The sequence below is a fragment of the Actinoplanes sp. NPDC051494 genome, from assembly GCF_044454705.1.
Lineage (GTDB): Bacteria > Actinomycetota > Actinomycetes > Mycobacteriales > Micromonosporaceae > Actinoplanes.
Window position 1 is genome coordinate 368,142 of the sequence record NZ_JBITDZ010000010.1, and the last position, 25,667, is coordinate 393,808.

21 protein-coding genes are annotated in these 25,667 nt (G+C 71.9%); 12 read left to right on the forward strand and 9 right to left on the reverse strand.

What is annotated here, in order from left to right; translation table 11 throughout:
• Nucleotides 1–257 precede the first annotated feature (257 nt).
• Genes ACIA6A_RS31075 through ACIA6A_RS31095 form a run of 5 tightly spaced genes read right to left on the reverse strand, consistent with a single transcriptional unit; the run spans nucleotide 258 to nucleotide 6,214 of the window.
• Nucleotides 258–1,712, reverse strand: a complete 1,455-nt coding sequence (locus tag ACIA6A_RS31075) for a cytochrome P450 (protein ID WP_396101504.1) — start codon at nucleotides 1,710–1,712, stop codon at nucleotides 258–260.
• Complete coding sequence (locus ACIA6A_RS31080; protein ID WP_396101505.1) at nucleotides 1,709–2,716, reverse strand: glycosyltransferase; 1,008 nt, start codon at nucleotides 2,714–2,716, stop codon at nucleotides 1,709–1,711. The genes ACIA6A_RS31075 and ACIA6A_RS31080 overlap by 4 nt, the downstream gene beginning before the upstream one ends.
• Nucleotides 2,713–4,353, reverse strand: a complete 1,641-nt coding sequence (locus ACIA6A_RS31085; RefSeq protein WP_396101506.1) for an AMP-binding protein — start codon at nucleotides 4,351–4,353, stop codon at nucleotides 2,713–2,715. The genes ACIA6A_RS31080 and ACIA6A_RS31085 overlap by 4 nt, the downstream gene beginning before the upstream one ends.
• Nucleotides 4,350–5,207: a glycosyltransferase family 2 protein gene (locus tag ACIA6A_RS31090; protein WP_396101507.1), complete on the reverse strand. Its 858-nt coding sequence runs from the start codon at nucleotides 5,205–5,207 to the stop codon at nucleotides 4,350–4,352. Before ACIA6A_RS31090 ends, ACIA6A_RS31085 begins: the two co-directional genes overlap by 4 nt.
• Nucleotides 5,204–6,214 carry a 3-oxoacyl-ACP synthase III family protein gene (locus tag ACIA6A_RS31095; RefSeq protein WP_396101508.1) on the reverse strand — a complete coding sequence of 337 codons (1,011 nt, stop codon included), beginning with the start codon at nucleotides 6,212–6,214 and terminating at the stop codon, nucleotides 5,204–5,206. Before ACIA6A_RS31095 ends, ACIA6A_RS31090 begins: the two co-directional genes overlap by 4 nt.
• A 108-nt stretch (nucleotides 6,215–6,322) precedes the next feature.
• Here ACIA6A_RS31095 and ACIA6A_RS31100 point away from each other — a divergent pair, with 108 nt between their 5' ends.
• Genes ACIA6A_RS31100 through ACIA6A_RS31115 form a run of 4 tightly spaced genes read left to right on the forward strand, consistent with a single transcriptional unit; the run spans nucleotide 6,323 to nucleotide 9,798 of the window.
• Nucleotides 6,323–7,897, forward strand: coding sequence for a Na+/H+ antiporter (locus ACIA6A_RS31100; protein ID WP_396101509.1), 1,575 nt, complete (start codon nucleotides 6,323–6,325; stop codon nucleotides 7,895–7,897).
• On the forward strand, nucleotides 7,894–8,160 hold the full coding sequence (locus ACIA6A_RS31105) for a UBP-type zinc finger domain-containing protein (RefSeq protein WP_396101510.1): 267 nt from the start codon (nucleotides 7,894–7,896) through the stop codon (nucleotides 8,158–8,160). The genes ACIA6A_RS31100 and ACIA6A_RS31105 overlap by 4 nt, the downstream gene beginning before the upstream one ends.
• Before the next feature lies 1 nt (nucleotide 8,161).
• Complete coding sequence (locus ACIA6A_RS31110; protein WP_396101511.1) at nucleotides 8,162–9,076, forward strand: ketopantoate reductase family protein; 915 nt, start codon at nucleotides 8,162–8,164, stop codon at nucleotides 9,074–9,076.
• Nucleotides 9,077–9,099: 23 nt separating this feature from the next.
• Nucleotides 9,100–9,798, forward strand: coding sequence for an alpha/beta fold hydrolase (locus ACIA6A_RS31115; RefSeq protein ID WP_396101534.1), 699 nt, complete (start codon nucleotides 9,100–9,102; stop codon nucleotides 9,796–9,798).
• Here ACIA6A_RS31115 and ACIA6A_RS31120 read toward each other — a convergent pair.
• The 3 genes from ACIA6A_RS31120 to ACIA6A_RS31130 are packed head-to-tail and all read right to left on the reverse strand — an operon-like array spanning nucleotide 9,680 to nucleotide 12,334.
• Nucleotides 9,680–10,264 carry a phosphatase PAP2 family protein gene (locus tag ACIA6A_RS31120; protein WP_396101512.1) on the reverse strand — a complete coding sequence of 195 codons (585 nt, stop codon included), beginning with the start codon at nucleotides 10,262–10,264 and terminating at the stop codon, nucleotides 9,680–9,682. The two genes, ACIA6A_RS31115 and ACIA6A_RS31120, sit on opposite strands and share 119 nt — an antisense overlap.
• Before the next feature lie 25 nt (nucleotides 10,265–10,289).
• Nucleotides 10,290–11,111 carry a patatin-like phospholipase family protein gene (locus ACIA6A_RS31125; protein ID WP_396101514.1) on the reverse strand — a complete coding sequence of 274 codons (822 nt, stop codon included), beginning with the start codon at nucleotides 11,109–11,111 and terminating at the stop codon, nucleotides 10,290–10,292.
• Nucleotides 11,108–12,334: a glycosyltransferase family 4 protein gene (locus ACIA6A_RS31130; protein WP_396101515.1), complete on the reverse strand. Its 1,227-nt coding sequence runs from the start codon at nucleotides 12,332–12,334 to the stop codon at nucleotides 11,108–11,110. Before ACIA6A_RS31130 ends, ACIA6A_RS31125 begins: the two co-directional genes overlap by 4 nt.
• A 275-nt stretch (nucleotides 12,335–12,609) precedes the next feature.
• Between ACIA6A_RS31130 and glgX the strand changes: the two genes are divergently transcribed.
• From glgX to treZ, 3 genes are read left to right on the forward strand one after another with little or no spacing between them, the layout of a single operon-like run.
• Nucleotides 12,610–14,721, forward strand: a complete 2,112-nt coding sequence (glgX, locus tag ACIA6A_RS31135) for a glycogen debranching protein GlgX (protein WP_396101516.1) — start codon at nucleotides 12,610–12,612, stop codon at nucleotides 14,719–14,721.
• On the forward strand, nucleotides 14,721–16,988 hold the full coding sequence (treY, locus tag ACIA6A_RS31140; RefSeq protein WP_396101517.1) for a malto-oligosyltrehalose synthase: 2,268 nt from the start codon (nucleotides 14,721–14,723) through the stop codon (nucleotides 16,986–16,988). The genes glgX and treY overlap by 1 nt, the downstream gene beginning before the upstream one ends.
• 2 nt (nucleotides 16,989–16,990) lie before the next feature.
• On the forward strand, nucleotides 16,991–18,724 hold the full coding sequence (gene treZ / locus ACIA6A_RS31145) for a malto-oligosyltrehalose trehalohydrolase (RefSeq protein ID WP_396101518.1): 1,734 nt from the start codon (nucleotides 16,991–16,993) through the stop codon (nucleotides 18,722–18,724).
• 3 nt (nucleotides 18,725–18,727) lie between these two features.
• Here treZ and ACIA6A_RS31150 read toward each other — a convergent pair whose 3' ends face one another.
• Nucleotides 18,728–19,456 carry a hypothetical protein gene (locus ACIA6A_RS31150; RefSeq protein WP_396101519.1) on the reverse strand — a complete coding sequence of 243 codons (729 nt, stop codon included), beginning with the start codon at nucleotides 19,454–19,456 and terminating at the stop codon, nucleotides 18,728–18,730.
• Between the two features lie 199 nt (nucleotides 19,457–19,655).
• Here ACIA6A_RS31150 and yidD point away from each other — a divergent pair, with 199 nt between their 5' ends.
• The 5 genes from yidD to ACIA6A_RS31175 all read left to right on the forward strand — a co-directional run bounded on the left by yidD (nucleotide 19,656) and on the right by ACIA6A_RS31175 (nucleotide 25,571).
• Complete coding sequence (gene yidD, locus ACIA6A_RS31155; RefSeq protein ID WP_396101535.1) at nucleotides 19,656–19,901, forward strand: membrane protein insertion efficiency factor YidD; 246 nt, start codon at nucleotides 19,656–19,658, stop codon at nucleotides 19,899–19,901.
• Nucleotides 19,902–20,087: 186 nt separating this feature from the next.
• Complete coding sequence (locus ACIA6A_RS31160; RefSeq protein WP_396101520.1) at nucleotides 20,088–21,212, forward strand: transporter substrate-binding domain-containing protein; 1,125 nt, start codon at nucleotides 20,088–20,090, stop codon at nucleotides 21,210–21,212.
• Complete coding sequence (locus ACIA6A_RS31165; RefSeq protein WP_396101521.1) at nucleotides 21,209–22,228, forward strand: hypothetical protein; 1,020 nt, start codon at nucleotides 21,209–21,211, stop codon at nucleotides 22,226–22,228. Before ACIA6A_RS31160 ends, ACIA6A_RS31165 begins: the two co-directional genes overlap by 4 nt.
• A gap of 109 nt (nucleotides 22,229–22,337) precedes the next feature.
• Nucleotides 22,338–23,060 (forward strand): PP2C family protein-serine/threonine phosphatase, encoded by a 723-nt coding sequence (locus ACIA6A_RS31170; RefSeq protein ID WP_396101522.1) that lies wholly within the window; start codon nucleotides 22,338–22,340, stop codon nucleotides 23,058–23,060.
• Between the two features lie 147 nt (nucleotides 23,061–23,207).
• Complete coding sequence (locus ACIA6A_RS31175) at nucleotides 23,208–25,571, forward strand: putative bifunctional diguanylate cyclase/phosphodiesterase (RefSeq protein ID WP_396101536.1); 2,364 nt, start codon at nucleotides 23,208–23,210, stop codon at nucleotides 25,569–25,571.
• Nucleotides 25,572–25,667 lie beyond the last annotated feature (96 nt).

Genomic DNA, 25,667 nt, shown 5'->3' on the forward strand with positions numbered 1-25,667 from the left:
CGCACCGCGCCGGCCTTTGTCACCGCGCCGGCCTTTGTCACCCCGCTCACCCAGCGCGCTCGTCCCGTCGTCCCGCACCCCTGTCCATCCCGACCCGCTCGGTCTCACGCCTTCGCTTCACCTACCCTGCACCCAGCCCCAGGGGCCGGTTCAACCCCGTTTGCTTCGGCCCTCGTGCGCCGCCTCAATTGGTCCGGTCTCGATTCGCCCTGCGTGGCGTGCCCGGCCTGCCCGACCGAACGGCTGTCGTGCCCGGCCTACCTGCTGTTTTGTCCGCTTTGATCGCCCGCCTGGACCACCAGGCTGCGCCACGAGGGCAGGGCGGCATGGCGGTCCGCCCGGGCCCGGACCACGACAGGCTGGTGGACCGCGAGCGCCCGCAGGAAATCCCCGAGCTGGGTACGAGCCAGCCTCGCCCCCGGACAGGCGTGCGGCCCGGCACCGAAGACCAGCTGGGCGATCCGCGCGGGCATCGGATGCTCCGGGTCAGGATCGAGATGATGCGCGTCGAGGGCATGCCGGGCCACCAGCAGCATCCGGTCACCGGCCCGAACCGGGCACCCACCCGGCAGCACCGCCCCGGCGGCGGCGACCCGGGGCAGCAGGGGAGTCGGCGCGGTGACCCGGAAAAGCTCGTCGACCAGCGCTGGGCTGTCCGCGTACCCCCAGAGCTCGGCATCAGCAGCCCAGGCAGCAGCCCGAGGCAGCGCCGCGACCGTAGTACTGATGGCTGCCACCGCCAACATGGCAGCCAGCCCAGCCCCAGCCTCACCTGCACCCGCCTGCTCTGCACCCGCCTGCTCTGCACCCGCCTGCTCTGCACCCGTCTGCTCTGCACCGGCCCGATTTGCGCTGGCCCGATTTGAGCCGGCCTGTTCTGCATACGCGTGCGTGGCACCCGCCTGCTCTATGCGCGCCTTTTCTGCGTTGTCCTCGTCCGCCTCGGCCTGTGCTGCCTCGGCCTGTGCTGCCTCGGCCTGTGCTGCCTCGGCCTGTGCCGTGCCGGTCTTCTCCGTGCCGGGCTTTTCTGCGCCGGTCTTCTCCGTGCTGGTGTTCTCCGGCCTGGCCTCGTCCGCGCGGACGTTCTCCGCGCGGGGGCTCTCGGCGTCGGCGTTCTCCTCGTGGTCACCTTCTGCGGAGGGCGTTACCAGGGCAGACAGGTGGGCTGCGGCTCTCTCGGCCCGGCGGGTGGTGCCCGGGAGGTGGAGTCCGGGCAGGTGGGCCCGGGCAGCGGTGTCGGCGGCCCGGCGTGCCGCCGTCGCCAGGGTGAGGGGGTCGGTGGCGAGGTTGAGCAGGGCCGCAGCGGTGGCGCCGGCCGCCTCGGCCGCAATCGGGACGAGGTCGACCGGGTGACCATGGGCCAGTGGGCTGAGCCGCTCGGCGAAAACACGCTGCCAGATCGGGCGGAGGCGGGCCACCCCGGCCGCTCCGAACGTTTCCGCGGCGGTTCGGCGGGAGCGGCGGTGGGCTTCGCCGTGCTGGTCGAAGAGCAGGTCGCCGTCGGTCAGGCGGCCGGCGGCCCCGCCGGTGGTGCCGGCGGCGGTACGGTCCAGCGGAACCCGGGTCAGGGCGGCGACGAACGCCGCCCGGTCGTGGATCAGCAGGGTGCCACCCAGCCTGGTAACCGGGCGGCGCCGGGTCGCGGTGAGCAGGGCGAACAGCATCGGATGGCCGGCCAGGTAGACCCGGCGGTCGCGGGTACGGGCATTCAACGGACGTGGACCTTTCCGGGGCCGGGCGTGTATCGGCGGTTCCAGGACCACAACAGGGTCCGCCACGGTCCCCAGGCCCGGAGCCGGCGCAAGCTTGCCTCGACCACCAAGTTCTCCGTACGCCGTACACGGTCACTGTGCTCACGGGCACGATTGAGCAACGTGACGTCCTCCGAACCGGCGCTGAGGTCCTCACGGGGCGTGCCCCCGCAGCGTGTGTAGAGGTCCGCGGTGATGCCCATGTTGTGCCCGTGGATCAGCACGAACGGCGCCCGCGCGGTCGGCGACCGGTGCAGTCGTCTGCCCGCGAGGGCAGCCAGCCGGACCGCCGCAGGGTACAGATAGCGTTGCGCCCAGGTCGGGTTCTCGTCCCGGCGGGGCACACTCCGGCCGCAGACCATTTCGGCCCGGTCGAGCAGCGCCCGGCCGGTCGCGACCCAGTCCCGGGCGGGGAGACAGTCGGCATCGGTACGCAGGAGCTTCGTCGCGCCCAGCGAGATCGCATACCGGAACCCGGTGTCCGCTGCCGTGCCCGCACCGGGCTCGGGTTCGCGCAAGACCACGACCTCGACCCGGCCGGTGCAGGAAGCGAGACCAGAAGGAGAGACGGACAAGTCGGCGAAAGCCGGGGCGATGAGAGAAGGAGCAGCGGGCCGGGGGTGGGAATGCGGTGCGGCAGGAGCAGCGCGCAGCGTGGGGGATTCGGGTGCGATAGGAGAGGCGGCCCAGGTGGGCGAAGCGGTCGTGGCCGGAGCACTGCGCCTGAGGGAAGGAACGGGTGTGATGGGGATAGCGGGCTGGGTTGGCGAAATGGGCTCGGCCGGGGGATGGGGGCTCGTGGGGAACGGGTAGCCGGCTGCGATCGTGGCTGTGGTGTCGGTGGAGGCGTTGTCCACGATGACCAGGGTGAAGTCCTGGTCGGACTGGGCGGCCAGGGCGTGGAGCAGGCCGGGGAGCAACCGGGCCTCGTTGTGGGCGGGCACCACCACCGCCAGGTCCCTCACGCGCGGGGTGCCGAGCGTGCGGCCAAGCGGGCGGCCAGGAGGGCAGCCGCTGGGCGGTCGGGTTTGCGCGAGCGGCCGGCCAGTGGGATCCGGCCGAACACCAGTGCGTCCGGCCGGGCCGTGCCCATACGGTGCAAAGGTTCGCGCAGAGCTGCCCTGAGGGTCCGCGGGTCGGTGCCCTCGGCCGGTTGCACGAGGGCGACCACGCGTTCGTCGCCGTCGGTCGCCGGGATGCCCACGATGAGCGCCAGCTCGACGCCGGGGACGTGCAGCGATGGTTCGTACAGTCCGGGGTAGATGTTCTCGGCGTCGCGCAGGATCATGTCCTTGACGCGCCCGCCGAGGACCAAGCTGTTGCCCTCGAGGCGTCCGATGTCGCCGGTGGCGATCCATTCACGCGGGTCCTCGCCAAGATAACGGTCCGCGGCGTTCGGGCCGGCGAGCAGCACCTGGCCGTTGTCGTCGATCCGGGCCCGGATGCCCGGGAGCAGGCCGCCCACGTGGTCGCCGGCGCCCTCGAACGCGGCCTTGTCGTCCGCCTCGGTGACGGCGGCCGGGAAGACCTCGGTCAGCGCGTACACGCCGTAGGCCCGGTCCGCGCCCGCCGCCCGGACCCGGGCCAGCAACGCCGCGCTGACCGGCGCCGATCCGCTGTAGACCCGGCCGGTGAACCGGGCGCCGGCGGTGAGCGCGGCGCGCAGCTGCGGGGGTGTCAGATAGGTGGCCTGCGGGGTGAGCGCGGCCAGCTGCCGGGCCAGTGCGGCCGGGTGCCGGGCGGGCAGCGCGACGGGTGCCTGAGCGGCCAGCGAGGGCACGAGGACGAAGAACGTGCCGCCGAGGACCGGGCGGTCCGGTCGCGGCCGGACCAGATCGTGGACGGTACGCATGCCCGCGCTGACGCTTGCTCTCGTGTGCACGACCGCACGGGGCCGGCTGGTGGTCCCCGAGGTGAACACGATGACCGCGTCGCCGTCCCCGTCGTACCCGCGCGGCCGGGGTCCGTTGCCCGGGGCGAGGCCGGGGGCCGTACCGGGCAGCCGCCGGCCGATCGTGCGGGCCGGTGCGAGGGCGGACAGGTCGGGCAGTTCCAGCCGGGCGCGGCGGGCAAGTGGGGCTGCCCATCCGGCGACCGCCTGGGCAGCCGCGTCGGCCAGGATCAGGCGTGGCCGGGCAAGTCGCAACCGGGCCAGCAGGACGTCCGGGCCGGCCGACGGGTCCAGCACGGCGATACGCAGTCCCAGGTGGTACGCCGCGAGCAGCACGGCCAGCGAGCGCGGTCCGGGGCGGACGGCCAAGCCCACCGTGTCGCCGGCGACGAGCCCTTCGGCGTGCAGGGCGACGGCGTACCCGTCGAGGAGGGTGGCCAGCTCACCCCGGCTCACGACCGTCCGAGGGCGCAGGCCGAACAGGGACCGGCCGAACAGGGACCGGCCGAGCGCGGGCTGGTCGAGCGCGGGCTGGTCGGGCGCGGGCTGGTTGGGCGCGGGCTGGTTGGGCGCGGGCTGGTCGAGCTCGGGCCGGTCGGGCGCGGGCCGGCTGAACGCGGCCCGGATCGATGCGGGACCGATGGCCGGGGGGCCGATGATCGCCGGGCGGGGGTCGCCGGGACGGAGGCCGTCGATCAGTTCGCCGATCATCGGGGATCCGCGGTGAGGTCGCCGCTGCCCTGATCGAGGTACCACTTCGCCGCGCCGATGATGCCGTAGGCCGAGAGCCTGCGGGTGGAGTTCTCCACGACCATGGTGCGGCTGTGACGGATCGCGGGGGTGGTGCGGCGTACCCGGTTGAGGAAGATCCGGTCGGTGGGGGAAGGGCGCCGGGGCATGCCGCCGCAGGCCTCGTAGAGGGCAGCCGTGATGGCCATGTTGTTGCCCGCGTGCATCCGGTAGGGCGCCAGGAACTCCTTCGAGCGGTGCGCGGGGCGGATCCGGCCGAACCCGGCGGCGAGCGCCACGAGGGCACGGAACAGTGCCCGCCCGGCCAGGCCGTGTTCGTCGCGACGGGCGGTGATCCGCCCGCACAGCAGCCCCGCGCCGCCGGTCAGGCCTGCGCCGCTGGTCAGGCCTGCGCCGCTGGTCAGGCCTGCGCCGCTGGTCAGGCCTGCGCCGCTGGTCAGGCCCGCGCCGCTGGTCAGGCCCGCGCCGCTGGTCAGGCCTGCGCCGCCGGTCAGGCCGGCCCGGGCGGCCGCGAGCCAGCCGGGACGGGGCAGGCAGTCCGCGTCCGTACGGGCGAGCAACGTCGCACCGCGCCCGATCGCGTACCGGAATCCGGTGTCCACGGCGCAGCCGACGCCCTTCTCGGGTTCGGCCAGGACGTGCACCGGGAAGGGCGCGGTGAAGCCTCGCACGATCTCCGCGGTGCCGTCGGTCGAACCGTTGTCCACGACGAGCAGTTCGAAGCCGGTGTCCGTCTGGGCCGCGAGCGCGTCGAGCGTCGCCCGGATCCGCGCCGCCTCGTTGTACGCCGGCACGATCACCCACAGCTCGGTCATGACACCTCCCAGACCATCGTCATGAGGCTGACGCCGCCGCCGAGGCCGACCATGAGGACGCGGTCGCCGGTGCTCAGGCTCGGGCGGACCCGGTCGAGCTGGACGCCGAGGGTGGCGCTGGCGATGTTGCCGAGTTCGGGCACGGTCAGCACGAGTTTGTCCTCGGGCACCCCGGCAACCTCCACGAACCGTCTCAGATAGGGCATCGTCACCTGGTGCACCAGCACGGCGGCGTAGTCGTCCCAGCCCAGGCCGGTGCGGTGGGCGACCCGTTCCAGCAGGCCCGGCCCGATCTTCTCGAACACGTCGCGCAGGACGGTGCCGTCACCGGTGAAGTAGGTGTGTTCGTCGCCGCGCGGGTGCCGGGAGCCGCCGCCGAAGATGCCGCCGACCGGCCAGTGCCGCGAATGGGTCTCGCTGTCGACGTCGAGGATGCCCCCGGCGGCGACCGGTTCGACGAGGACCGCGGCGCCGGCGTCGCCGAACGTGTAGCCGGCGAGGGACTGCCGGGCCTGGACCATCCCGTCGAGCCTGGGCCGCATGGCCCGGGTCGGGGTCTCCCCGGTGACCACGAGCGCCCGGCGGGCCCGGCCGGCGATGATCATGGCTCGGGCCAGGTCGATGCCGTTGAGGAAGCTGTTGCAGGCGTTGGTGACGTCGAGGGCGTGCGCCCGGCTGCCCAGCGCCGCCTGCACGACGTGGGCGGTGGCCGGTTCGACCATGTCCCGGGTCGCCGAGGCGAACAGCAGCAGGTCGAGGTCGAGCGGGTCGAGGCCGGTGTCGTCGAGGACCCGGCGGGCGGCGGTGAGCGCCAGGTCGGAGGCGTATTCGTCGTCGGCGGCGACGCGGCGGCGCTCGATGCCGGTGGCGCGGACCATCATGCCGTCCGGGAACGGCAGGCCGCTCGCGTGCGCCACCCGTCGCTGGAGGTCGGCGGTGGTCACCTCGTAGGCGGGCAGGGCGCCGGCCACCGCGGTGATGCCCACCCTGGGAACGATCTGCGTCATGGCGGACAGCTTTCAGGACCGCCGCGGGCACGGCGAGAGTATGGGTACCTAATCAAGGGTGGGTAGCGCCACAAGCCGTGGCGCCCAGGATTCTCTAAGCTCTGCGGCATGGAAAGCATCGTCGAGACGGTCGTGCTCGTCGCGATCTCCGTGCTCGGCGCGGCCCTCGCCCGTCGGCTCGGCTTCATCGCCCCTCTGGTGCTGCTGATCGCGGGCCTCGGGCTGTCGTACGTGCCGGGTCTGCCCGAGGTCCACGTCGAGCCGGAGCTCGTGCTGGTCGGCATCCTCCCCCCGCTGTTGTACGTCGCCGCGCTGCAGACCAACCTGGTCGCGTTCCGCAAGGCGCTGCGGCCCATCCTGCTGCTCGCGGTCGGGCTGGTGCTGCTCACGTCGTTCGTCGTCGGGTTCGTCGTGCACGCTCTGCTGCCCGCCGTGCCGCTCGCGGCCTGCGTGGCGCTGGGGGCGGTGGTGGCGCCGCCCGACGCGGTGTCGGCGACCGCGATCGCCCGCAGTATCGGCCTGCCCCGCCGGGTGGTGACCATCCTCGAGGGCGAGAGCCTGCTCAACGACGCGACCGCGCTGGTCACCGTGCGGATCGCGGTCAGCGCGCTGCTCGGCACGGCGGTCGGCTTCTGGGAGATCAGCAAGGAGGTCGCGCTGAAGGCCGGTGGCGGCGTGCTGCTCGGCCTGCTGTTCGCGCTCGGTGCCGCGTGGCTGCACCGCAAGATCACCGACCCGTTGCTGGACGACGCGGTCGCGCTGCTGACCCCGTTCGTCGTGGTGATCATCGCGGAGGAGCTGCACTCCTCCAGCGTCGTCGCCGTGGTGATCGCCGGGCTCTACCTGGGGCACCGCATCCCGTACCTGCTCTCGGCGACGTCCCGGCTGCAGATGGACGCGGTCTGGAAACTGATCAACTTCCTGCTCGAAGGTGTCGTGTTCCTGCTGGTCGGCCTGCAGCTGCGGGAGCTGATCGAGAACATCGAGACCGACATGGCCACCACCGTACGGGTGACACTCGTGGTCTTCCTGGTGCTGGTCGTGATCCGGTTCGTCTGGATGTACCCGGCGACCTACCTGGCCCGGCTGATCCCCGGGATCCGGGCCCGGGAGGAGCGGCCGCCGATCACGGTGCCCACGGTCCTCGCCTGGGCCGGGATGCGCGGCGTGGTGACGCTCGCCGCGGCGCTGACCCTGCCGCCCAACGACACGTTCGACACCGGCGACTACCCGCGTGAGCTGTTCGTCTTCGTCGCGTTCGCGATCATCGTGCTGACCCTGCTGATCCAGGGCACGACACTGCCGATGCTGTCGCGGCGCCTCGGCGTGCGCGAGGACACCAGCACCGAGGACGCCCTCGCCGAGGCCAACATCCAGCACGCGGCCAGCCGGGCCGCCCGGGACCGCCTCGAGGCCCACGCCGACGGCGCGCCGGACTCGGTCGTCGAACGGCTGCGGGCGCTGACCGACAGCCGCTCCAACAACGCGTGGGAGCGGCTGGGCAATCAGCAGCTCGAGACCCCGTCCGCCGCGTACGGCCGGCTGCGGCGGGAGATGATTACCGCCGAGCGGCACGTCTTCAAGATCGCCCGCAACGAGGGGCGCATCTCCGAGGAGGTGCTCAACCGCGCCCAGCGCGAGCTCGACCTGGAAGAGTCCCAGCTGATCCGGAGCGACGAGTGACCTGCCTGCACCTCAAGGAAGCGACCGAGCCGACCCCCCTGGCACCGTATGAAGGCGGCTGCCCCGAATGCGTGCACGACGGCTATCAGGACTGGGTGCACCTGCGCATCTGTATGGACTGTGGCTATGTCGGCTGTTGTGACTCGTCACCGCGGCAGCACATGTCCCGGCATTACGACGGGTCGAGTCACCCGGTGATGCGCTCGTACGAACCGAGCGAGAACTGGAAGTGGTGTTTCGTGGACGAGATGCTCGGGGCCTGACATGCGGGTCCTCGTCGTGGGGGCCGGGGCGACCGGCGGGTATTTCGGTGGTCGCCTGGCCGGGGCCGGCCGCGACGTGACGTTCCTGGTCCGGCCCGCCCGCGCGGCGAGACTCGCCGAGCGGGGGCTGCGCATCACCGGCCCGTCCGGGGAGAGCCGGACCGACGTCCGTACGGTCACCGCCGGCACCCTCGACTCCCCGTACGACCTGGTCCTGCTCTCGGTGAAGAGCTACGGGCTGGATCAGGCGATCGCCGACATCACCCCGGCGGTCGGGGCGCGGACCGTGATCGTCCCGTTGCTCAACGGCATGCGCCATGTCGACACGCTGCTCGCGGCGTTCGGCCCGGAGCGCGTCTGGGGTGGCATCTGCATGATCAACTCGACTCTCACCGAAGAGGGCGACATCTCGCAGATGACCGCGATGGCCCGCCTCGTGCACGGCCCGTTCGGCGACGCGCCCGACGACCGGCTCGACGCGGTCACGGCGGCGCTGTCGGGCGCGGGTTTCGAGTCCCGCGCGTCCGGCGACATCGTGCAGGAGATGTGGGAGAAGTGGGCCTTCCTCTCCGGCATCGGCGTCGCGACGACCCTGGCTGGAGGCACGATCGGCGACATCACGGCGGTGCCCGGCGGTCTCGCGTACGCCTCCGCGGTCGCCGGGGAGGCCCTGGCCATCGCCACGGCGGCGGGTCACCGGCCCCGGGATTCCTGGGAGAAGCTCCTCCGCGACTCGATCACCGCCCTGGGTGTCCCGGCCACCTCGTCGATGTATCGCGACATGACCGCGGGTGCCCCGGTCGAGGCGGAGGCCATCGTCGGCGACATGGTCGCCCACGCCGAGCGCCTGGGTGTCCCCGCGCCCCTGTTCAACGCGGCCCGGGTGAGGCTGGCGATCTACTCGGCGCGCCGGTGACCGGGTCCACGCACGTCGCCGAGATCGGCGGGCTCAGGCTCGCCTACCGCAGCGCGGGAGATCCCGGCGATCCGCCGATGGTGCTGCTGCACGGTCTCGGCGACGACGAACGCGACTGGCTCCCGGTGCTGCCGGGTCTGGCTTCCCGGCACCGGGTGTACGCCCTCGACCTGCGCGGGCATGGTCGCAGCGGGCACCCCGGCGACTACTCCTTCGAGCTGATGGCCGGCGACGTGCTCGGTTTCCTCGACGCGTCCGGGATCGACCGCTGCGTGCTGGTCGGCCACTCGATGGGTGGCGTCGTGGCGATCCTGCTGGCCGGGGCCCACCCGCACCGGGTCACCGCTCTGGTGCTGGAGGACGTGACAGCACCCCGCCCGGGTGCGCTGTCGCGGCCCCCGCTGGACCGGCCGGCGGAACCGACCCCGTTCGACTTCGCCGCGGTCACCGCGATCCGGGCCCAGATCACCGACCCCGACCCGGCGTGGTGGGACCGGCTGGCCACGCTGAGCACCCCGACCCTGATCGTGGGTGGCGCGAACAGCACGATCCCGCAGCACCTGCTGTCCGAGACGGTCGAGCGCATGCCGGACGCCCGGCTGGTCAGCCTCGAAGCCGGTCACCACGTCCATGCGGACCGGCCGGCTGAGTTCCTCGCCGCGGTGCGAGGCTTTCTCGCCGGCCGGGACGGTGCCGCACCAGCACCGATACCGACAGGGTGACGGCGGCGCCGAGCAGGAATCCCGCCACGACGTCGCGCGGGTAGTGCACACCGACGAACACCCGGGAGAACGCGGCCAGCACCCCGAGTGGCAGCGCGAGCAGTCCCAGGTTCCGGGAGAGCAGCAGGACCGCCACGACCAGGGCCCCGGCGATCGTGGAGTGGTTGCTGGGAAAAGACCAGTCACCGGTCGCCGGGCACTCGTGGGCGATGATCCGCAGCTCAGGGAAGATCCGGCACGGGCGTTCGGCGTCCACCCAGGTCTTCACCCACTCGCTGAGGCCGTACGCGAGGAGCACGCCGGCCAGCCCGGTCAGAGCTGGTGCGGTGCGGCGGGTGAGCGCCCAGGCGAGTGCCCACAGGGCGACGAGGACAAGCAGCCCGAGCTCGGTGTAATGGCTCATGAACGCCTGGACGGGGCCGGGGGTGTGCCCGGCGAACTCGACAACGTCACGGTAAGAGTCCATCTCGTCACGTTATGCGAGGGCGGCGTCAGAGCCAGGCTTTCGCCACCGCCCCGGCGACCGCGGCGGCCTGGGCGATGCCCGCGGCGAGGGCGTCGGCGCGGCGGCCGGGGTCGAGGATGTTGGTGCCCATCGCGGCGCGGGCGGTGTCGTCCGGGGCGATCAGCGCGCTGCGGGCCGGGGCCAGGGCGTTCAGCTCGGTGGCCGGGGGTGTGCGGAACATGCCGCTGCTGGGTGCGAGCACCACGACCGCCTCGGCGCCGGTGGCCAGGTCGGTGTTGGTGACCGAGCGGAGGCCGCCGTCCATGTACCGGTCGTCGCCGACCCGGACCGGGGGGAAGACGCCGGGCAGGGCGCAGCTCGCGGCCACGGCGGCGGGCAGTGCGACGTCCGCGCCGGCGTCCCAGGCGGTGAGCTCGCCGGTGGTGGTGCTGACCGCGGTGACGACCAGGCGGGGCGTCCGGGGCCAGGTGTGCGCCGGCAGCTGGGCCGCGAACCGGGCCACGTGCGGGGCGTCGTCGCCGAGGGCGGCCGACCGGGCGAGGGCGCCGATGGCGGCGCGGAGCTGGGCGGGGGTGCGGGTGCGGTCGGTGAGGATGGCGAAGCCCTGGGCCATCAGGCCCGGGTCGACGCGGGGGGACAGCTCGATCTTGATGGCCGACGCCGCCGCGATGGCCTCGTCCAGGTCGGTGCCGGTCGCCAGCAGGGCGCCGACGTACGCGCCGGCCGAGGTGCCGATGATCAGGTCGGCCGAGCCGAGGTCGGTGCCGAGGCGGCGCAGCCCGGCGATCAGGCCCAGCTCCCAGGCGATGCCGGTGATCCCGCCGCCACCGAGCACCAGTGCTCTCAAGCGGAGATCCGCGGGGTGACGGGTGCGGTGAGGGTGGCCTCGGCCAGGATCAGCTGGGCCTCGCGGGCGTCCCAGGCGGTGTGCCGGGCCGCCGCCGCGTAGACCTTGTGGGTCTTGGCCGCGACGGCCGTCCAGGTGAAGTCCTCGCGGACCCGGCGGCGCCCGGCCCGGGCCAGGGTGCGGGCGACATCGCGGTCGGCGAGGACCGAGGTCACCGCGTCGGCCAGCGCGTACGGGTTCCCGGGCTCGAACGTCACGCCGGTGACGCCGTCCTCGATGATCTCGGCGAGCCCGCCGGTGGACGCGGCCACGACCGGGGCACCCGCGACCGCCGCTTCCAGGGCGATCATGCCGAACGGTTCGTACGTGCTCGGGACCACGTGGCAGTCGGACGCGCCGAGCAGTGCCGCGAGCTCGTCCTCCGGGAGGAATCCCGCGAACGTCACGGCCGGGGAGGCGGCGGCCTCGAGCTCGGCCCGGTCTGGACCGTCGCCGGCGATCACGACGCGCAGCCCCGGGTGGGCCTTCTCGAGGTGGGGGAGTGCGGCGAGCAGGTGCTGGACGCCCTTCTCGGCGACCAGCCGGCCGGCGACGGTGAGCAGCGGGCCCGTCCCGGCGTAACGCTGCCGGGCGGCGGCGATCGCGGGCGGCCGGGCGTACCAGCGGACGAGGTCGGCGCCGTTGCGGATGACCTCGACCTTCGCCCCGGACACGCCGAACGCGGAGCGGATCTCGCGCCGCATGTGGTCGGAGCAGACGATCAGCCGGTCGGCCTCGGTGGCGAGCCAGCGTTCGATGTCGTCGATCGTGTGGTGCGGGGCGCCCGGGCTGCGGCCGGCCTCGGTGGAGTGCATGGTGGCGACCAGGGGGACGTCGAGGTGCTCGCGCAGCGTCATCGCCGAATGGGCGACGAGCCAGTCGTGGGCGTGCACCACGTCGTAGCGCCCGTTGCGGGCGGCGCGCAGGGCGGCCCGGGTCAGGCTGTGGTTGAACGCGGTGGTCCAGCCGACCAGGTCGGTGTGTTCCGGCGGGTCCTCCGGCGCGCGGACGACGTGCACGCCCTCGGCGAATTCCTCGCGCGGCGCGCCCGGCACGTGCCGGGTCACCACGGTCACCTCGTGGCCGTCGGCGACGAGCGACGTGGCCAGCGCGTGCGCGTGGCGTCCCGGTCCGTCCACGAGCAACGGCGGGTATTCCCAGCTCAACATCAAGATCCGGTCCATGAAACCCCATTCCCCCGCGGTCTCTTTGCTCTATTTGGATCCCGCTAAACCCGGTGGGATACGTGACAGTTCCCACATGAATACGCAGAGAAAGCGAAAGGTATCGGGCGGTAACCGGACCGTCGCGGAGACGCCCGCCGTCCCATCGGTGAGAATGACCGCTGACGCGGTCGCACAGGATTAGCCCGGAGCGCGGTGGGGAACACGTCTGCCCGCCCGTGGCGAAAGGCCCTCGCGACCGCGGGCACCGGTCGGTCGAGGGTGGGAGCAATCAGATGCAGGTGTGGCCGGGTCACCGGTATCCCCTGGGCGCGACGTACGACGGCACGGGCACCAACTTCGCGATCTTCTCGGAGATCGCGGAGGCTGTGGAGCTCTGCCTGTTCGACGCGTCCGGCAACGAGCGCAAGGTCCAGCTCCACGAGCAGGACGCGTTCGTCTGGCACGCATACCTGCCCGGGGTGGAACCCGGTCAGCGGTACGGCTACCGCGTCTACGGGCCCTACGACCCGTCGCGGGGGCTGCGGTGCAACCCGCACAAACTGCTGCTCGACCCGTACGCGCGGGCGGTCGACTCGGACATCGACTGGCACCCGTCGCTGTACGCGTACGACATGGACAACCCCGACGAGATGTCGGACCTGGACTCGGCGCAGTACATGGCGAAGGGCGTGGTGGTCAACCCGTACTTCGACTGGGGCAACGACCGCCGGCCGGACATCCCGTACCACCACTCTGTGATCTACGAGACGCACGTCAAGGGCCTGACCGAGCGGCACCCCGACGTGCCCGAGGACATGCGCGGGACGTACGCGGCGATCGGGCACCCCGCGGTCATCGAGCACCTGGCCAAGCTGGGCGTGACCGCGGTCGAGCTGATGCCGGTGCACCAGTTCGTCCATGACAACCGCCTCTCCGACCTCGGTCTGCGCAACTACTGGGGTTACAACACGCTCGGCTTCTTCGCGCCGTACCACGGCTATTCCGCGATGGGTTCCCTGGGCCAGCAGACCCAGGAGTTCCGCGGGATGGTCAAGGCGCTGCACGCGGCCGGCATGGAAGTCATTCTGGACGTCGTCTACAACCACACCGCCGAGGGCAACCATCTCGGGCCGACGATGAGCCTCAAGGGCATCGACAACCGGACCTATTACCGGCTCGTGGATGACCAACCCAACTTCTACATGGACTACACGGGTACGGGTAACAGCCTCAACGTGCGCAGTCCGCAGAGCCTCCAGCTGATCATGGACTCCCTGCGTTACTGGGTCACCGAGATGCACGTGGACGGCTTCCGGTTCGACCTCGCCTCCACCCTGGCCCGGGAGTTCTACGACGTGGACCGGCTGTCGACGTTCTTCGAGGTCGTCCAGCAGGACCCGGTGGTGGGTCAGGTCAAGCTGATCGCCGAGCCCTGGGACGTCGGCCCGGGCGGTTACCAGGTCGGCAACTTCCCGCCCAACTGGACGGAGTGGAACGGCAAGTACCGCGACACCGTACGCGACTTCTGGCGCGGGGAGCCCGCGACGCTGGCCGAGTTCGCCAGCCGGATCACCGGCTCGGCCGACCTGTACCAGGACGACGGCCGCAAACCGTTCCACTCGATCAACTTCGTCACCGCGCACGACGGGTTCACGCTCAACGACCTCGTCTCGTACAACGACAAGCACAACGACGCCAACGGCGAGGAGAACCGGGACGGCGAGAGCCACAACCGCTCCTGGAACAGCGGCGTCGAGGGCCCGACCGACGACCGCGGCGTGCTCGCGCTGCGGGCCAAGCAGCGGCGCAACTACCTGGCCACGCTGATGCTCAGCCAGGGCGTGCCGATGATCTCGCACGGCGACGAGCTGGGCCGCACCCAGCAGGGCAACAACAACGCGTACTGCCAGGACAACGAGATCAGCTGGATCGACTGGGGCAACGCCGACGAGCGGCTGCTCGAGTTCACCCGCAAGCTGACCGCGTTCCGCCACCGCCACCAGGTGTTCCAGCGCCGGCGCTTCTTCACCGGCCTGCCGGTCACCGCCCGCGGTGGCGGCGACCCGCTGCCCGACCTGGAGTGGTTCACCCCGGACGGCCGGCAGATGGCCGGCGACGACTGGGGCAACGACTTCGGCCGCGCGGTCGCGCTGTTCGTCAACGGCGAGGGCATCCGCGAGCGCGGTCAATACGGTCAGCGCCACGTCGACAGCTCGTTCCTGCTGTTCTTCAACGCCCACGACGCGCCGATCGAGTTCTCCACGCCCCCCATGGAGTACGGCGAGAAGTGGGAGAAGGTCATCGAGACCGCCGAACCGTCGCCGGACAGCCCGAACGTGGTGGAGGCCGGTTCCACCATCCTCGTGCCCGACCGCTCGATCATCGTGTTGGACAGGACGGTCTAATGCCCCCTTCTGGTACCTACCGCGTCCAGATCCGCCCCGACTTCCCCCTCAAGTCCACCGCCGAGATCGTCGACTACCTGGCCGATCTCGGGGTGAGTCACCTGTACACCTCGCCGCTGCTCACCGCCGCCCCCGGCTCCGAGCACGGCTACGACGTCGTCGACTTCACCCGGGTCAGCCCGGCGATCGGCGGCGAGGAGGGCCGGTTGGCCCTCAAGGCGGCGCTGGACGCGGCCGGGCTGGGCATGGTGGTCGACGTCGTGCCCAACCACGCCGGGGTCGGCGTGCCGGCCGCGAACCCGACCTGGTGGGACGTTCTCAGGAACGGGGAGTCGTCGCGGTACGCGAGCTTCTACGACATCGACTGGGCGCAGGGCCGGATCCTGATCCCGGTGCTGGCCGACGAGCCGGACGCGCTCGACCAGCTCACGGTCGTGGACGGCGAGCTGCACTACTTCGACAAGCGCTACCCGATCGCGGACGGCACCGGCGACGGTTCCGCGCGGGAGGTCCATGACCGGCAGCACTACGAGCTGGTCAACTGGAAACGCGGCGACTCCGAGCTCACGTACCGCCGCTTCTTCTCGATCATCGATCTGGCCGGTCTGCGCGTCGAGGATCCCGAGGTTTTCGAGGCCACCCACCGCGAGATCCTGCGGTGGTACTCCGAGGGTGCCGTGCAGGGTCTGCGCGTCGACCACCCGGACGGCCTGCGCGACCCGGGTGAGTACCTGCGACGGCTGAAGGAAGCCGCCCCGGACGCCTGGATCGTGGTCGAGAAGATCCTCGAACCGGGGGAGGAGATGCCGGACTGGCCGGTCGCCGGCTCCACCGGGTACGACGCGCTCGCCGAGGTCGGTGGCGTGTTCATCGACCCCACCACCGAGCGGTTCTTCGACACCCTCGACCACCACCTGACCGGCGGCGAGACCAGCTGGCAGAACCTCGTGCACGACTGCAAGCACCACGTCGCCACGACGGAACTCGCGGCCGAGCTGGCGCGGCTGTGCCGGCTCGTACCCGAGATCGAGGCCGCGCCGAAGGCCCTGGCCGAGCTTGCCGCCTGTTTCCCGGTCTACCGGTCCTACCTGCCGTTCGGGTCCCGGCACCTGGCGAAGGCCCGGGCCGAGGCCGGCCGCCGGCGCCCCGGGCTGATCCCGGTCCTGGACCAGCTCACCGCCCGGCTGCGCCGTCCCGACGACGAGCTGGCGATCCGCTTCCAGCAGTACACCGGCGCGGTCATGGCCAAGGGGGTCGAGGACACCGCGTTCTACCGCTGGACCCGGTTCACCGCCCGCAACGAGGTCGGCAACGACCCGGCCGAGTTCGGCGTCGCGCCCGACGCGTTCCATGACGCCTGCGACGACCGTCAGCGGCGCTGGCCGGCCGGCATGACGTCGCTCTCCACCCACGACACCAAGCGCAGCGAGGACGTCCGGGCCCGGCTGGCGGTGCTGGCCGAGGTGCCCGGGGACTGGACCGAGGTGGTCCGCCGCTGGGTCCGGGTGGACCCGCTGCCCGATCCGGCCCTCGCCCACCTGATCTGGCAGGCCGCGGTCGGTGCCTGGCCGATCGAGCGCGAGCGGCTGCAGGCGTACGCGCTGAAGGCCGCCCGGGAAGGCGGCGTCGGCACCACCTGGACCCAGCAGAACGAGGGTTTCGAGACCGCGCTGCGGCGGATGGTCGACCGGATCTACGACGAGCCCGCGCTGACCGCGGAGGTGGCCGGGTTCGCCGCGTCGATCACCGGTCCCGGCCGGTCCAACTCGCTGGGCCAGAAGCTCGTGCAGCTGACCATGCCCGGCGTGCCCGACGTGTACCAGGGCTCCGAGCTCTGGGACCTGTCGCTGGTCGACCCGGACAACCGGCGCCCGGTCGATTTCGGTGAGCGCCGCGAGCTGCTCGCCCGCATCGACGACGGGTGGCAGCCGCCGGTCGACGACAGCGGCGCGGCGAAACTGCTGGTCACCAGCCGTACCCTGCGGCTGCGCCGGCAGCGCCCGGAGCTGTTCGCCGGTTACCGTCCGGTGTTCGCGGAGGGCCGGGTCGCCGAGCACGCCCTCGCGTACGACCGGGGCGGCGTGGTCGCGGTGGCCACCCGGTTGCCGGTCGGATTGTCACGCCACGGCGGCTGGCACGACACCACGCTGTCACTCGACGGTCATACCTGGACGGAAGTCTTCACGAACACCAGTTACGGCGGCAACCGCCTGGCCGTGGCCGATCTGCTGCACACGTACCCCGTCGCCTTGCTGGTGAAAGAGTAGACATGGCTTTCTTCGAGGTCTGGGTTCCCGAGAAGACCGTCACCCTGCGTATCGGTGGAGCTGATCGCGAGATGGAGCGCGGCGACGACGGCTGGTGGCGCCTCGACGTGCCCGAGGCCGGCGCCGGCGCCGACTACGCGTACGTATTGACCGATCACGATGTGCCGCTTCCGGATCCGCGGTCGAGATGGCAGCCTGAGGGGGTGCACGGCCCCAGCCGGGTGTACGACCATGCGGCGTTCCCGTGGTCGGACGGATCGTGGACCGGACGACAGCTGCCGGGTTCCGTCCTCTACGAGCTGCACGTCGGCACCTTCACCCCGGAAGGTACGTTCGACGCGGCCGTCGAACGCCTCGATCACCTCGTCGAGCTCGGTGTCGACCTGGTGGAGCTGCTGCCGGTCAACGCGTTCAACGGCGAGTACAACTGGGGCTACGACGGCGTCTGCTGGTTCGCGCCGCACGAGGCGTACGGCGGCCCGGACGGCCTGAAGCGCTTCGTCGACGCGGCCCACGCCAAGGGCCTCGGCGTGGTGCTGGACGTGGTCTACAACCACTTCGGCCCGTCCGGCGCGTATGCCCCGATGTTCGCGCCCTACCTCAGTTTCGCCGGTGCCAACCCGTGGGGCGCCTCGATCAACCTCGACGGCCCCCACTCCGACGAGGTCCGCCGCTACATCACCGACAGCGTGCTGTCCTGGCTGCGCGACTACCACGTGGACGGCCTGCGCCTCGACGCGGTGCACGCCCTGGTCGACCACGGCGCGGTGACGCTGCTCGAGCAGCTGGCCGTCGAGGTGGAGAGCCTGTCGACGCACGTCGGCCGCCCGCTGTCGCTGATCGCCGAGTCCGACCTGAACGACCCGAGACTGATCACCCCGCGGGAGGCCGGCGGCTCCGGCCTGCAGGCCCAGTGGGACGACGACGTGCACCACGCGCTGCACACGCTGCTCACCGGCGAACGGCAGGGCTACTACGGCGACTTCGGGTCGCTCGACTGCCTGGAGACGGTGCTCACCGGCGCGTTCTTCCACGCGAACACCTGGTCGAGCTTCCGCCGCCGCCACCACGGCCGGCCGGTCGACCGGGCCCGGGTGCCGGGTCACCGCTTCGTCGCGTACCTGCAGAACCACGACCAGATCGGCAACCGCGCGATCGGCGACCGGATCTCCGCGACCCTGTCGCCGAGCCTGCTCAAGGTCGGCGCGACGCTGCTGTTCACCGCACCGTTCACGCCGATGCTGTTCATGGGCGAGGAGTGGGCGGCGAGCAGCCCCTGGCAGTTCTTCACCAGCCACCCCGAGCCCGAGCTCGCCGACGCGGTCCGCAACGGCCGGCGCCGGGAGTTCGGCTCGCACGGCTGGGCCGAGGCGGAGGTCCCCGACCCGCAGGACCCGGCCACGTTCGAGCGCTCCAAGCTGGACTGGTCCGAACCCGGCAAGCCGGGCCACGCGGAGATCCTCGACCTGCACAAACGGCTGATCGCCCTGCGCCGCGAGCACGCCGACCTCTCCGACCCCCGCCTGGACCAGGTCGAGGTCTGGCACGGCGACCAGTATGTGGTCATGCGCCGCGGCCGCTGCGTCGTGGCCGCCAACCTCGCCCCGATCCCCCAGGCGGTCAGCCTGCGCACCGTCCCGACCCGGGTGCTGCTGGCCACCGAGCCGGGCGTGGTGCTGCAGCGGGACCGGGTGGAACTCCCTCCCGAAACCGCCGTGGTGGTCTACGCGAGGTAGCGCTCAGCGGTGGGTCGCGGTGCGCGTCACGGCTCCCGGGTTCCGGGCCGCCGGCCGCGCGCCGCGCCATCGGTGCCCGGCCCGGTAGGCGAGGGCCCGGAGGCCGTGCACGGTCCCGGTCGGATGCAGGTCGGCCGGGACGTTGCGGATCGGGTCGAACGCCAGGTCGGCGTCGGCCGCGGCGGACAGCGCCGCCCCGAAGCGCACCTGCCCGAACGACGCTCCGGCGCCGGCGGAGAGCACCAGTCGTGCGCCGTCGTGCTCGGCCGCGGCGACGACCGAGGCGAGGGTACGGCCCAGAGCCGCGCCGCCCGTCGCACTGAGATACAGCTTGCGGCCGGTCCCGGTGCGGTAGGGCGTGATCGTGCCGTAGTGCGTGGCGAACGTACGCCGCAACACCGGCAGGTGTCGCGTCCACCGGCCCTGCCCGGCGGTGGAGAGCAGCAGGTCGAACCGGTGCCCGACCACCGGGCCGTGCACCCGCACCGCCACGCCGAGCACGTCCGGCCGGCCCGGCGGGGTCCCGGCGCCCTTGGAGATCCGCACGGTCACCGGGTGCCGCGCCGGGCGGTCGATCAGGGCCGCGCCGGTCGGCTCGGGCAGGCCCCAGATCTCCAGGTCACCGGTGAAGGAGCGGCCGTCCGGGTGCAGCACCCGCCGGTGCCGTGCGCGGGCGATCCGGACCCCCGCGGCCACCAGCACCGCGACTGTGACACCTGTCCCGACTCTCATGGGGCGCGGTTACCCGAAGTTGTCGCACTCATGCGCCACGATGGTCGGCATGTGGGGGAAGCGGCGGGGACACCGTAACAAGAAGAAGAAAAAGGACAAGTGGTACGAGAACTGGGGCTGCGACTCCTGTAGTGACTACGGTGTCTGCGACATCTGTGATCTGCCCTTCTGCAATTTCAATTCGCTGAGCGCCACGCTGCTGCTCGTGTCCCGCCTGGGTCCGCGGCGCAGCACCACCGACCGGGTCGTGACCACTGCCATCCGGGGTTACCGCAAGGTGTCGCCGCGGCTGCCCATGCGCTGCCGGTACACGCCGACCTGCAGTGCCTACGGGCTGGAAGCCGTCCGTCGGTACGGCACGCGCGACGGGCTCCGGCTCACCGCCGCCCGGCTGGTGCGGTGCCGGCCGGGCGTGCCCTACGGGACCGCCGACCCGGTCCCGTGACATTTCTCCGGCAGACTTACCGCTTCGATACGGGACGGGGGCACGGTGTCGACCATGGACGATGACGAGCGGGCCACGGCCGGTGCGGGCTCTCGGCCCGATCCGGGGCCGGGGGTAACCCCGAGGCAGGGTTCGGCCCCGCAAACGCCTCCTGGGCCGCCACAGGGCCCCGGGAGGCGCCCGCCGGTGGCGGTGCGCAAGGTGATCGTGCGCCGCCCACCACGGCAGCGCACGGTGCTGCGCCACACCGCCGGCACCGCCCGGGTCCGGCGTGGCGAGCGGGCGCTGCTGGGGCTGCGGCGCACGTTCACCCGTCCGGAGGAAACCGTGCGCACGTGGGGGGCGCCGCTCGCACCGTGGCGGCTCGCCGCGATCGGGGCCGCCCTGGTGCTGGTGCTCGGGTTCGGGTGGGTGCGGCTGTTCCACGTGGGGCCGCCGTCCATAGAGGATCTGCGCCGGACGGCCGGGGTGGACGAGTGGCAGACCCTGCAGATCGCGGTCAAGGACGACCAGCCCGGGATCGGTTACCTCGACCCCAGACTCGGCTGGACCGGGTTCGACGTCGACATCGCGTACATGATCGCCGAGGACCTCGGGTTCCTCCGCGACGAGGTGGAGTTCTACGGCATCGAGAGCGAGGACCGCTCCCGGATGGAGGCCACCGATCTCGACCACAACCCGAAACCGGTCAAGATGGTGATCGCGAGCTACAGCATCAACGACGCCCGCGAGGCGATGCCGAACGTGATGTTCTCCAAGTCGTACCTGCACACCGAGCAGTCGGTGATCACCCTGCACGGGCACGCCCCGGTGGCCAGCCTCAAGGAGTTCCAGGGCCAGCGGATCTGCAGCCTGACCGCGTCCACGAGCGCCATCGCGGCCGGCATCTCGGGCGCGATCATCGTGCCGCGCAACCGGGTCGGGGAATGCTTCGAACTGCTCGACCGCAAGGAGGTCGTCGCGGTCACCACCGACGCCGCGATCCTCGGCGGGTACAAATACCGGCATCCGGACCAGTACGACCACTGGGATCTCGGCGACGACGCGACCGAGGCGTGGGGGGTGAGCGTGGGAGCCAACGAGGCGCTGCGTGACCTGGTGAACGTCACGCTGTACCGCTCGTACGCCGACCCCAAGGACACCCGCTGGGAAGAGGCTTATCAGCGCAACATCGCGCCCGAGCTGGCCGCGCAGCGCAACGTCGGGCCGGGGCTCGCCGACAAACCGCTCACCCCGCTGGCCCGGCCGCAGCAGCCGTTCATCGACCGGCCCGAGGTCCGCGAGCTGCCCTGGGAGGACCGGACGCCGTGACCAGCGTGGAGATCGTCGACCGCCGCCCGCGCCTGCGCCGGGCCCAGCTCAACTGGCTGTTCACCGCGCTGCCCGCGTTCCCGCTGGTGCTGCTCGTGCTCCGGCTGTGGTACCTGAGCCGGCAGGACCTGCCCACGATGCTGCTGCTCGTGCAGTACATCAGCCCGCTCGGCATGATCAGCGCGATGATCATCACGCTGATCTGGGCGGTGCCGGCGGTGGTGCTCGTACTGCGTACCCTCGGCGGCATCCTGCTGATCAGCTCGCCGGACCAGAACGAGGCCGCACGGCGGTCACTGCTCGCGCTCACCGCCCTGCGGATGCCGGACTGGGTCGTGGTGCTGGCGGCCGGTCTCGCCGGCTTCACCTGGCAGATGCGGATGCTGCCGACGCTGCTGATGCTCGTCGTCGCGATCCTCGGCCTGACCGCCGTGCAGCGTTTCCCGGGCGAGCGCCGGATGCTGCTCGTCACCACGCTGGTGATCCCGATCGTGCTCGGGCTCGTCGTGCTGCTCTGGGTGTGGCCCGGCATCCGCGCCGCCCTGGGCGCCGGCGAGGTCGGCACGGCGGTGCTGCTGTTCGTGCCCCCGCTGCTGGGCTGGTTGCTGACCGGCCCGGTGCCGCCACGGGCCGCCCGGGTGGCGACGCACTGGCCGGCGGTGGCCGCCACGATCGTCGCGCCGATCGTCGTCGGCGCGGTTTTCCTGCAGGCTCCGGTGCTGCCCAACAGCGCCGTCGAGGTCGACGACGGCACGCTGCCGGTGCGGGTGGTCCGCGGGCAGATGATCACCGTCGACGACACCGCGACCACCGTCCTGCAGCGCGGCGGCGAGGTCGTGTTCCTGCCCAACGGCTGGGTGCGGTCCAAGACCCTCTGCCCCGAGCCGGTCCGCCCGGTGCACAGCCGCATCACCGTACGCGGATGGGCGGTCGATCAGTCCGCCCTCGAATGGGTCGCACCCACCCGCCCGGTCACCGGGGACGTCGATCCCCGGTGCCTCGGGCGCCCACTGTAAGGGGAGTTACCCGGATGAGTATCCTTTTTGCGCAGGTGACGGGCGTTTGTCGCGGCGCGCCGCCGACCACGTGCAGACAGGGTGGAGCCGACCTGGCAGGCTGCACGCCATGACCTTGCACCTGCGGTGGGCGGCCGTCACCGATAGAGGCCACGTGCGGAGCAGTAACCAGGACTGTCACTATGCGGGTGACCGGTTGCTGGTCGTGGCCGACGGTATGGGAGGAATGGCCGCCGGAGATGTCGCGAGCCGCATCGCCGTCGAGGCCATGGCGTCGCTCGACGTGCCGATCGAGAACGAACAGCAGATGGACGCTCTGCACAAGGCCCTCGAGGTCGCGAACGGACGGATAGCCGATACCGTGGCGGGCGATGCCGCCTTGCAGGGTATGGGCACCACCCTCACCGCCGTGATCTTCTCCGGGGACCGGGCCGCCCTCGCCCACGTCGGCGACAGCCGTGCCTACCTGCTGCGCGACGGCCGGCTCAACCAGCTGACCAAGGACGACACGTACGTCCAGATGCTCGTCGACCAGGGCCTGATCCGGCCCGAGGAGGCGGGCAGCCACCCGCGCCGCGCGGTCGTCACGCAGGCGTTGCAGGGTGAGCCGGTGAGCCCGTCGTACGTCCTCGTCGAACCGGAGGAGGGCGACCGCTGGCTGCTGTGCAGCGACGGCCTCACCGGGCCGGTGCCGGCCGAGCGCATCGAGTCCGAGCTGCTGGAGCCCAACGACCCGCAGAGCTGCGCCGAGCGTCTGATCGACCTCGCGCTGCAGGGCGGCGGCCCGGACAACATCACGGTGATCGTCGCCGATCTGACCCTGCGCGACTGACCCGGCGCGACGGACCGCTGTGCGGGTGACCGGCGCACACCGCTTGCGGGCGGCGCGGGCTGCGGTACCTTACTCCGGTCGTGACGGTGGCCGGCTACAGCCGGCCACCGGACGGCACTCGTGTTCGACCGGGTGTTGCGGGTGGTGATGACGACGGGACGGCTGTCCGAACGGACCCCCGTGACGGTGACGCTCGCCGTCGTCCTCACGGCCGTCGTCACCGCGGTCGGTGGGTACGCGGTCCCGGCCGGCGCGGGACAGCGGCTCTACGACGACGCGGCCCAGTTCGCCGCCGGGGTGCTCGCCGCGTTCGCGTGCTTCGCGGCCGCCCGGGAACACACCGCGCTGCGGGCCCGCTGGCGGATCCTGCTGGGTGCCGGGCTGACCGCCTGGGCGCTGGCCCGGCTCTGGTGGGTGGTCCGCGACGTGCTGGAACCCGGCCGGGCCACCGCGGCCGGCATCGCCGACGTCGGGTTCCTGACCCTGCCGCTGTTCGCGTTCCTGACCCTGCTGACCATGTCGGCGTCGCTGCCCCGCGCGGCCCGCTCGTCGGTGCCCCGCGACCGCGGCCTGCTGGTCATCGACAGCTTCCTGATCACCGGCTCCCTGGTCGCGCTGGCCTGGTCCGCGCTGCCCGGCCGGATCTTCGCCGAGGTGGGCCACCACCCATGGGCCACCGGCGTGGCCATGGCGTACCCGGTCGTCGACCTCGTCCTGATCGTCATGCTGCTGCTCATGCTCGTGATGCGCCCGATGTGGGGACCCGGGCGGGTGACACTGTGGCTGATGGTCGCCGGCCTGCTCGCGCTCGGCTGCTCCGACACGGTGCGCCTGCTCAACCTCAGCACCGGCGTGCCCACCCCGATCGAGGCCGCCGGATACCTGCTCGGCCCGGCCCTGCTCGCGATCGCGGCCATGTCGCACCCGGCCACCGGGGAACCGGTCGCGGTGCAGGAGCCCGAGGCCGACTGGCTGCACCTGCTGCTGCCGTACGTGCCGGTGGTCGCCACCGGAGTCGTGATCGCGGTGCGGACCGGGACCGGGGGGCAGCTCACGTCGTACGAGGCGTATCTGGGCTGGCTCGGTCTCGGTCTGGTCGTGGCCCGGCAGATGTTCACCATCGTCGACAACAGCGTCCTGCTCGCCCGGGTGTCGGAGGGTCAGGAACGCCTGCACCACCAGGCCTATCACGATCCGCTGACCGGGCTCGCCAATCGGGCGTTGTTCCGGGAACGCCTGGTCCTCGCGCTCGACGCGTACCGTCATCGGGGTTCGCCGGTCGCGCTGGTCTTCGCCGACCTCGACGACTTCAAGCTCATCAACGACAGCTTCGGGCACGCCATGGGCGACCGGCTGCTGCGCGCCATCGGTGACCGCCTGCGCGCGGCGGCCGGCGGCGAGGACCTGGTGGCCCGCCTCGGCGGCGACGAGTTCGCGGTGCTGCTGGAGAAGCGCGCCGGCGACGCCGACCCGATCGCCGAGGAGATCCTCGCGGACCTGCGCGAACCGTTCGTCATCGACGGGCACACCGTCGGCATCAGCGCCAGCCTCGGCCTGGTCCGCCCCGATCCCGGCGACCAGGACCTCTCCGCCGACATCCTGCTGCGCCGCGCCGACGCCGCGATGTACGCCAGCAAGCGCCGCGGCAAGAACGCGCTGGTCCGCTACACCGGCAACGCGGACGGCGGCCCCAACGCCGACCTGCCGCACCTGCTCATGCGCGCGCTGGAGAACTCCCCGGCCGACTACGGTTTCGCGGCTTTCTACCAGCCGATCGTCAGCTTCACCGACGGCAGCGTGGTCGCGGTCGAGGCGCTGGCCCGCTGGACCGACCCGATCGCCGGCCCGGTCGACCCGGACGTGTTCGTGACGGTCGCCGAACGCACCGGCCTGGTCGCCGCGATCGACGACTTCGTCCTGGACCGCTCCTGCGCGGACGCCGCGGCCCTGGCCGTCGCCTACGGCCGCCCGGTCGACGTGCACGTCAACGTCTCCGCGGCCCGCCTCGGCCAGCACGGCCTCGCCGAGGGTGTCCTGGCCGCACTGGCCCGCCACGGCGTCCCGGCGTCGCGCCTCGTCGTCGAGATCACCGAGACCAAGCGCATCCCGGACCTGCCCCGAGCGGTCGAGGTCGCGGAGACGTTGCGCCGCAACGGGATCCGCATCGCCCTCGACGATTTCGGCAGCGGCTACAACGCGTTGGCCCAGCTGCACTCGCTGCCGGTCGACATCGTCAAACTGGACTCGACACTGACCGATGTGGACGTCTCCCCGGAACGGGCGGGGGCGCTGTGCCGCTCGGTCGTGCGCATCTGCGGCGACCTGGGCATCGCGGTGGTGGCCGAGGGCATCGAGACCCCGGAACGAGCCCAGGCCCTCGCCGAGATGGGCTGCGACCTGGGCCAGGGCTACCTCTTCGGCCAGCCCGGCCCGGTCCACCGCCTGGCCGCGACCACCCCTGCGATCCCCACCCAGCTCGGCCCGGCCTCCACCGCCCACCTGGCCTCCTAGGTGTGATGTCCCCAGACGTTGGTCGAGGGGTTGTGACCACTCGATCTGAGGATCTTGGATCGATCTGGTGAACAGATGAAGGCCTCCAACGCTGCA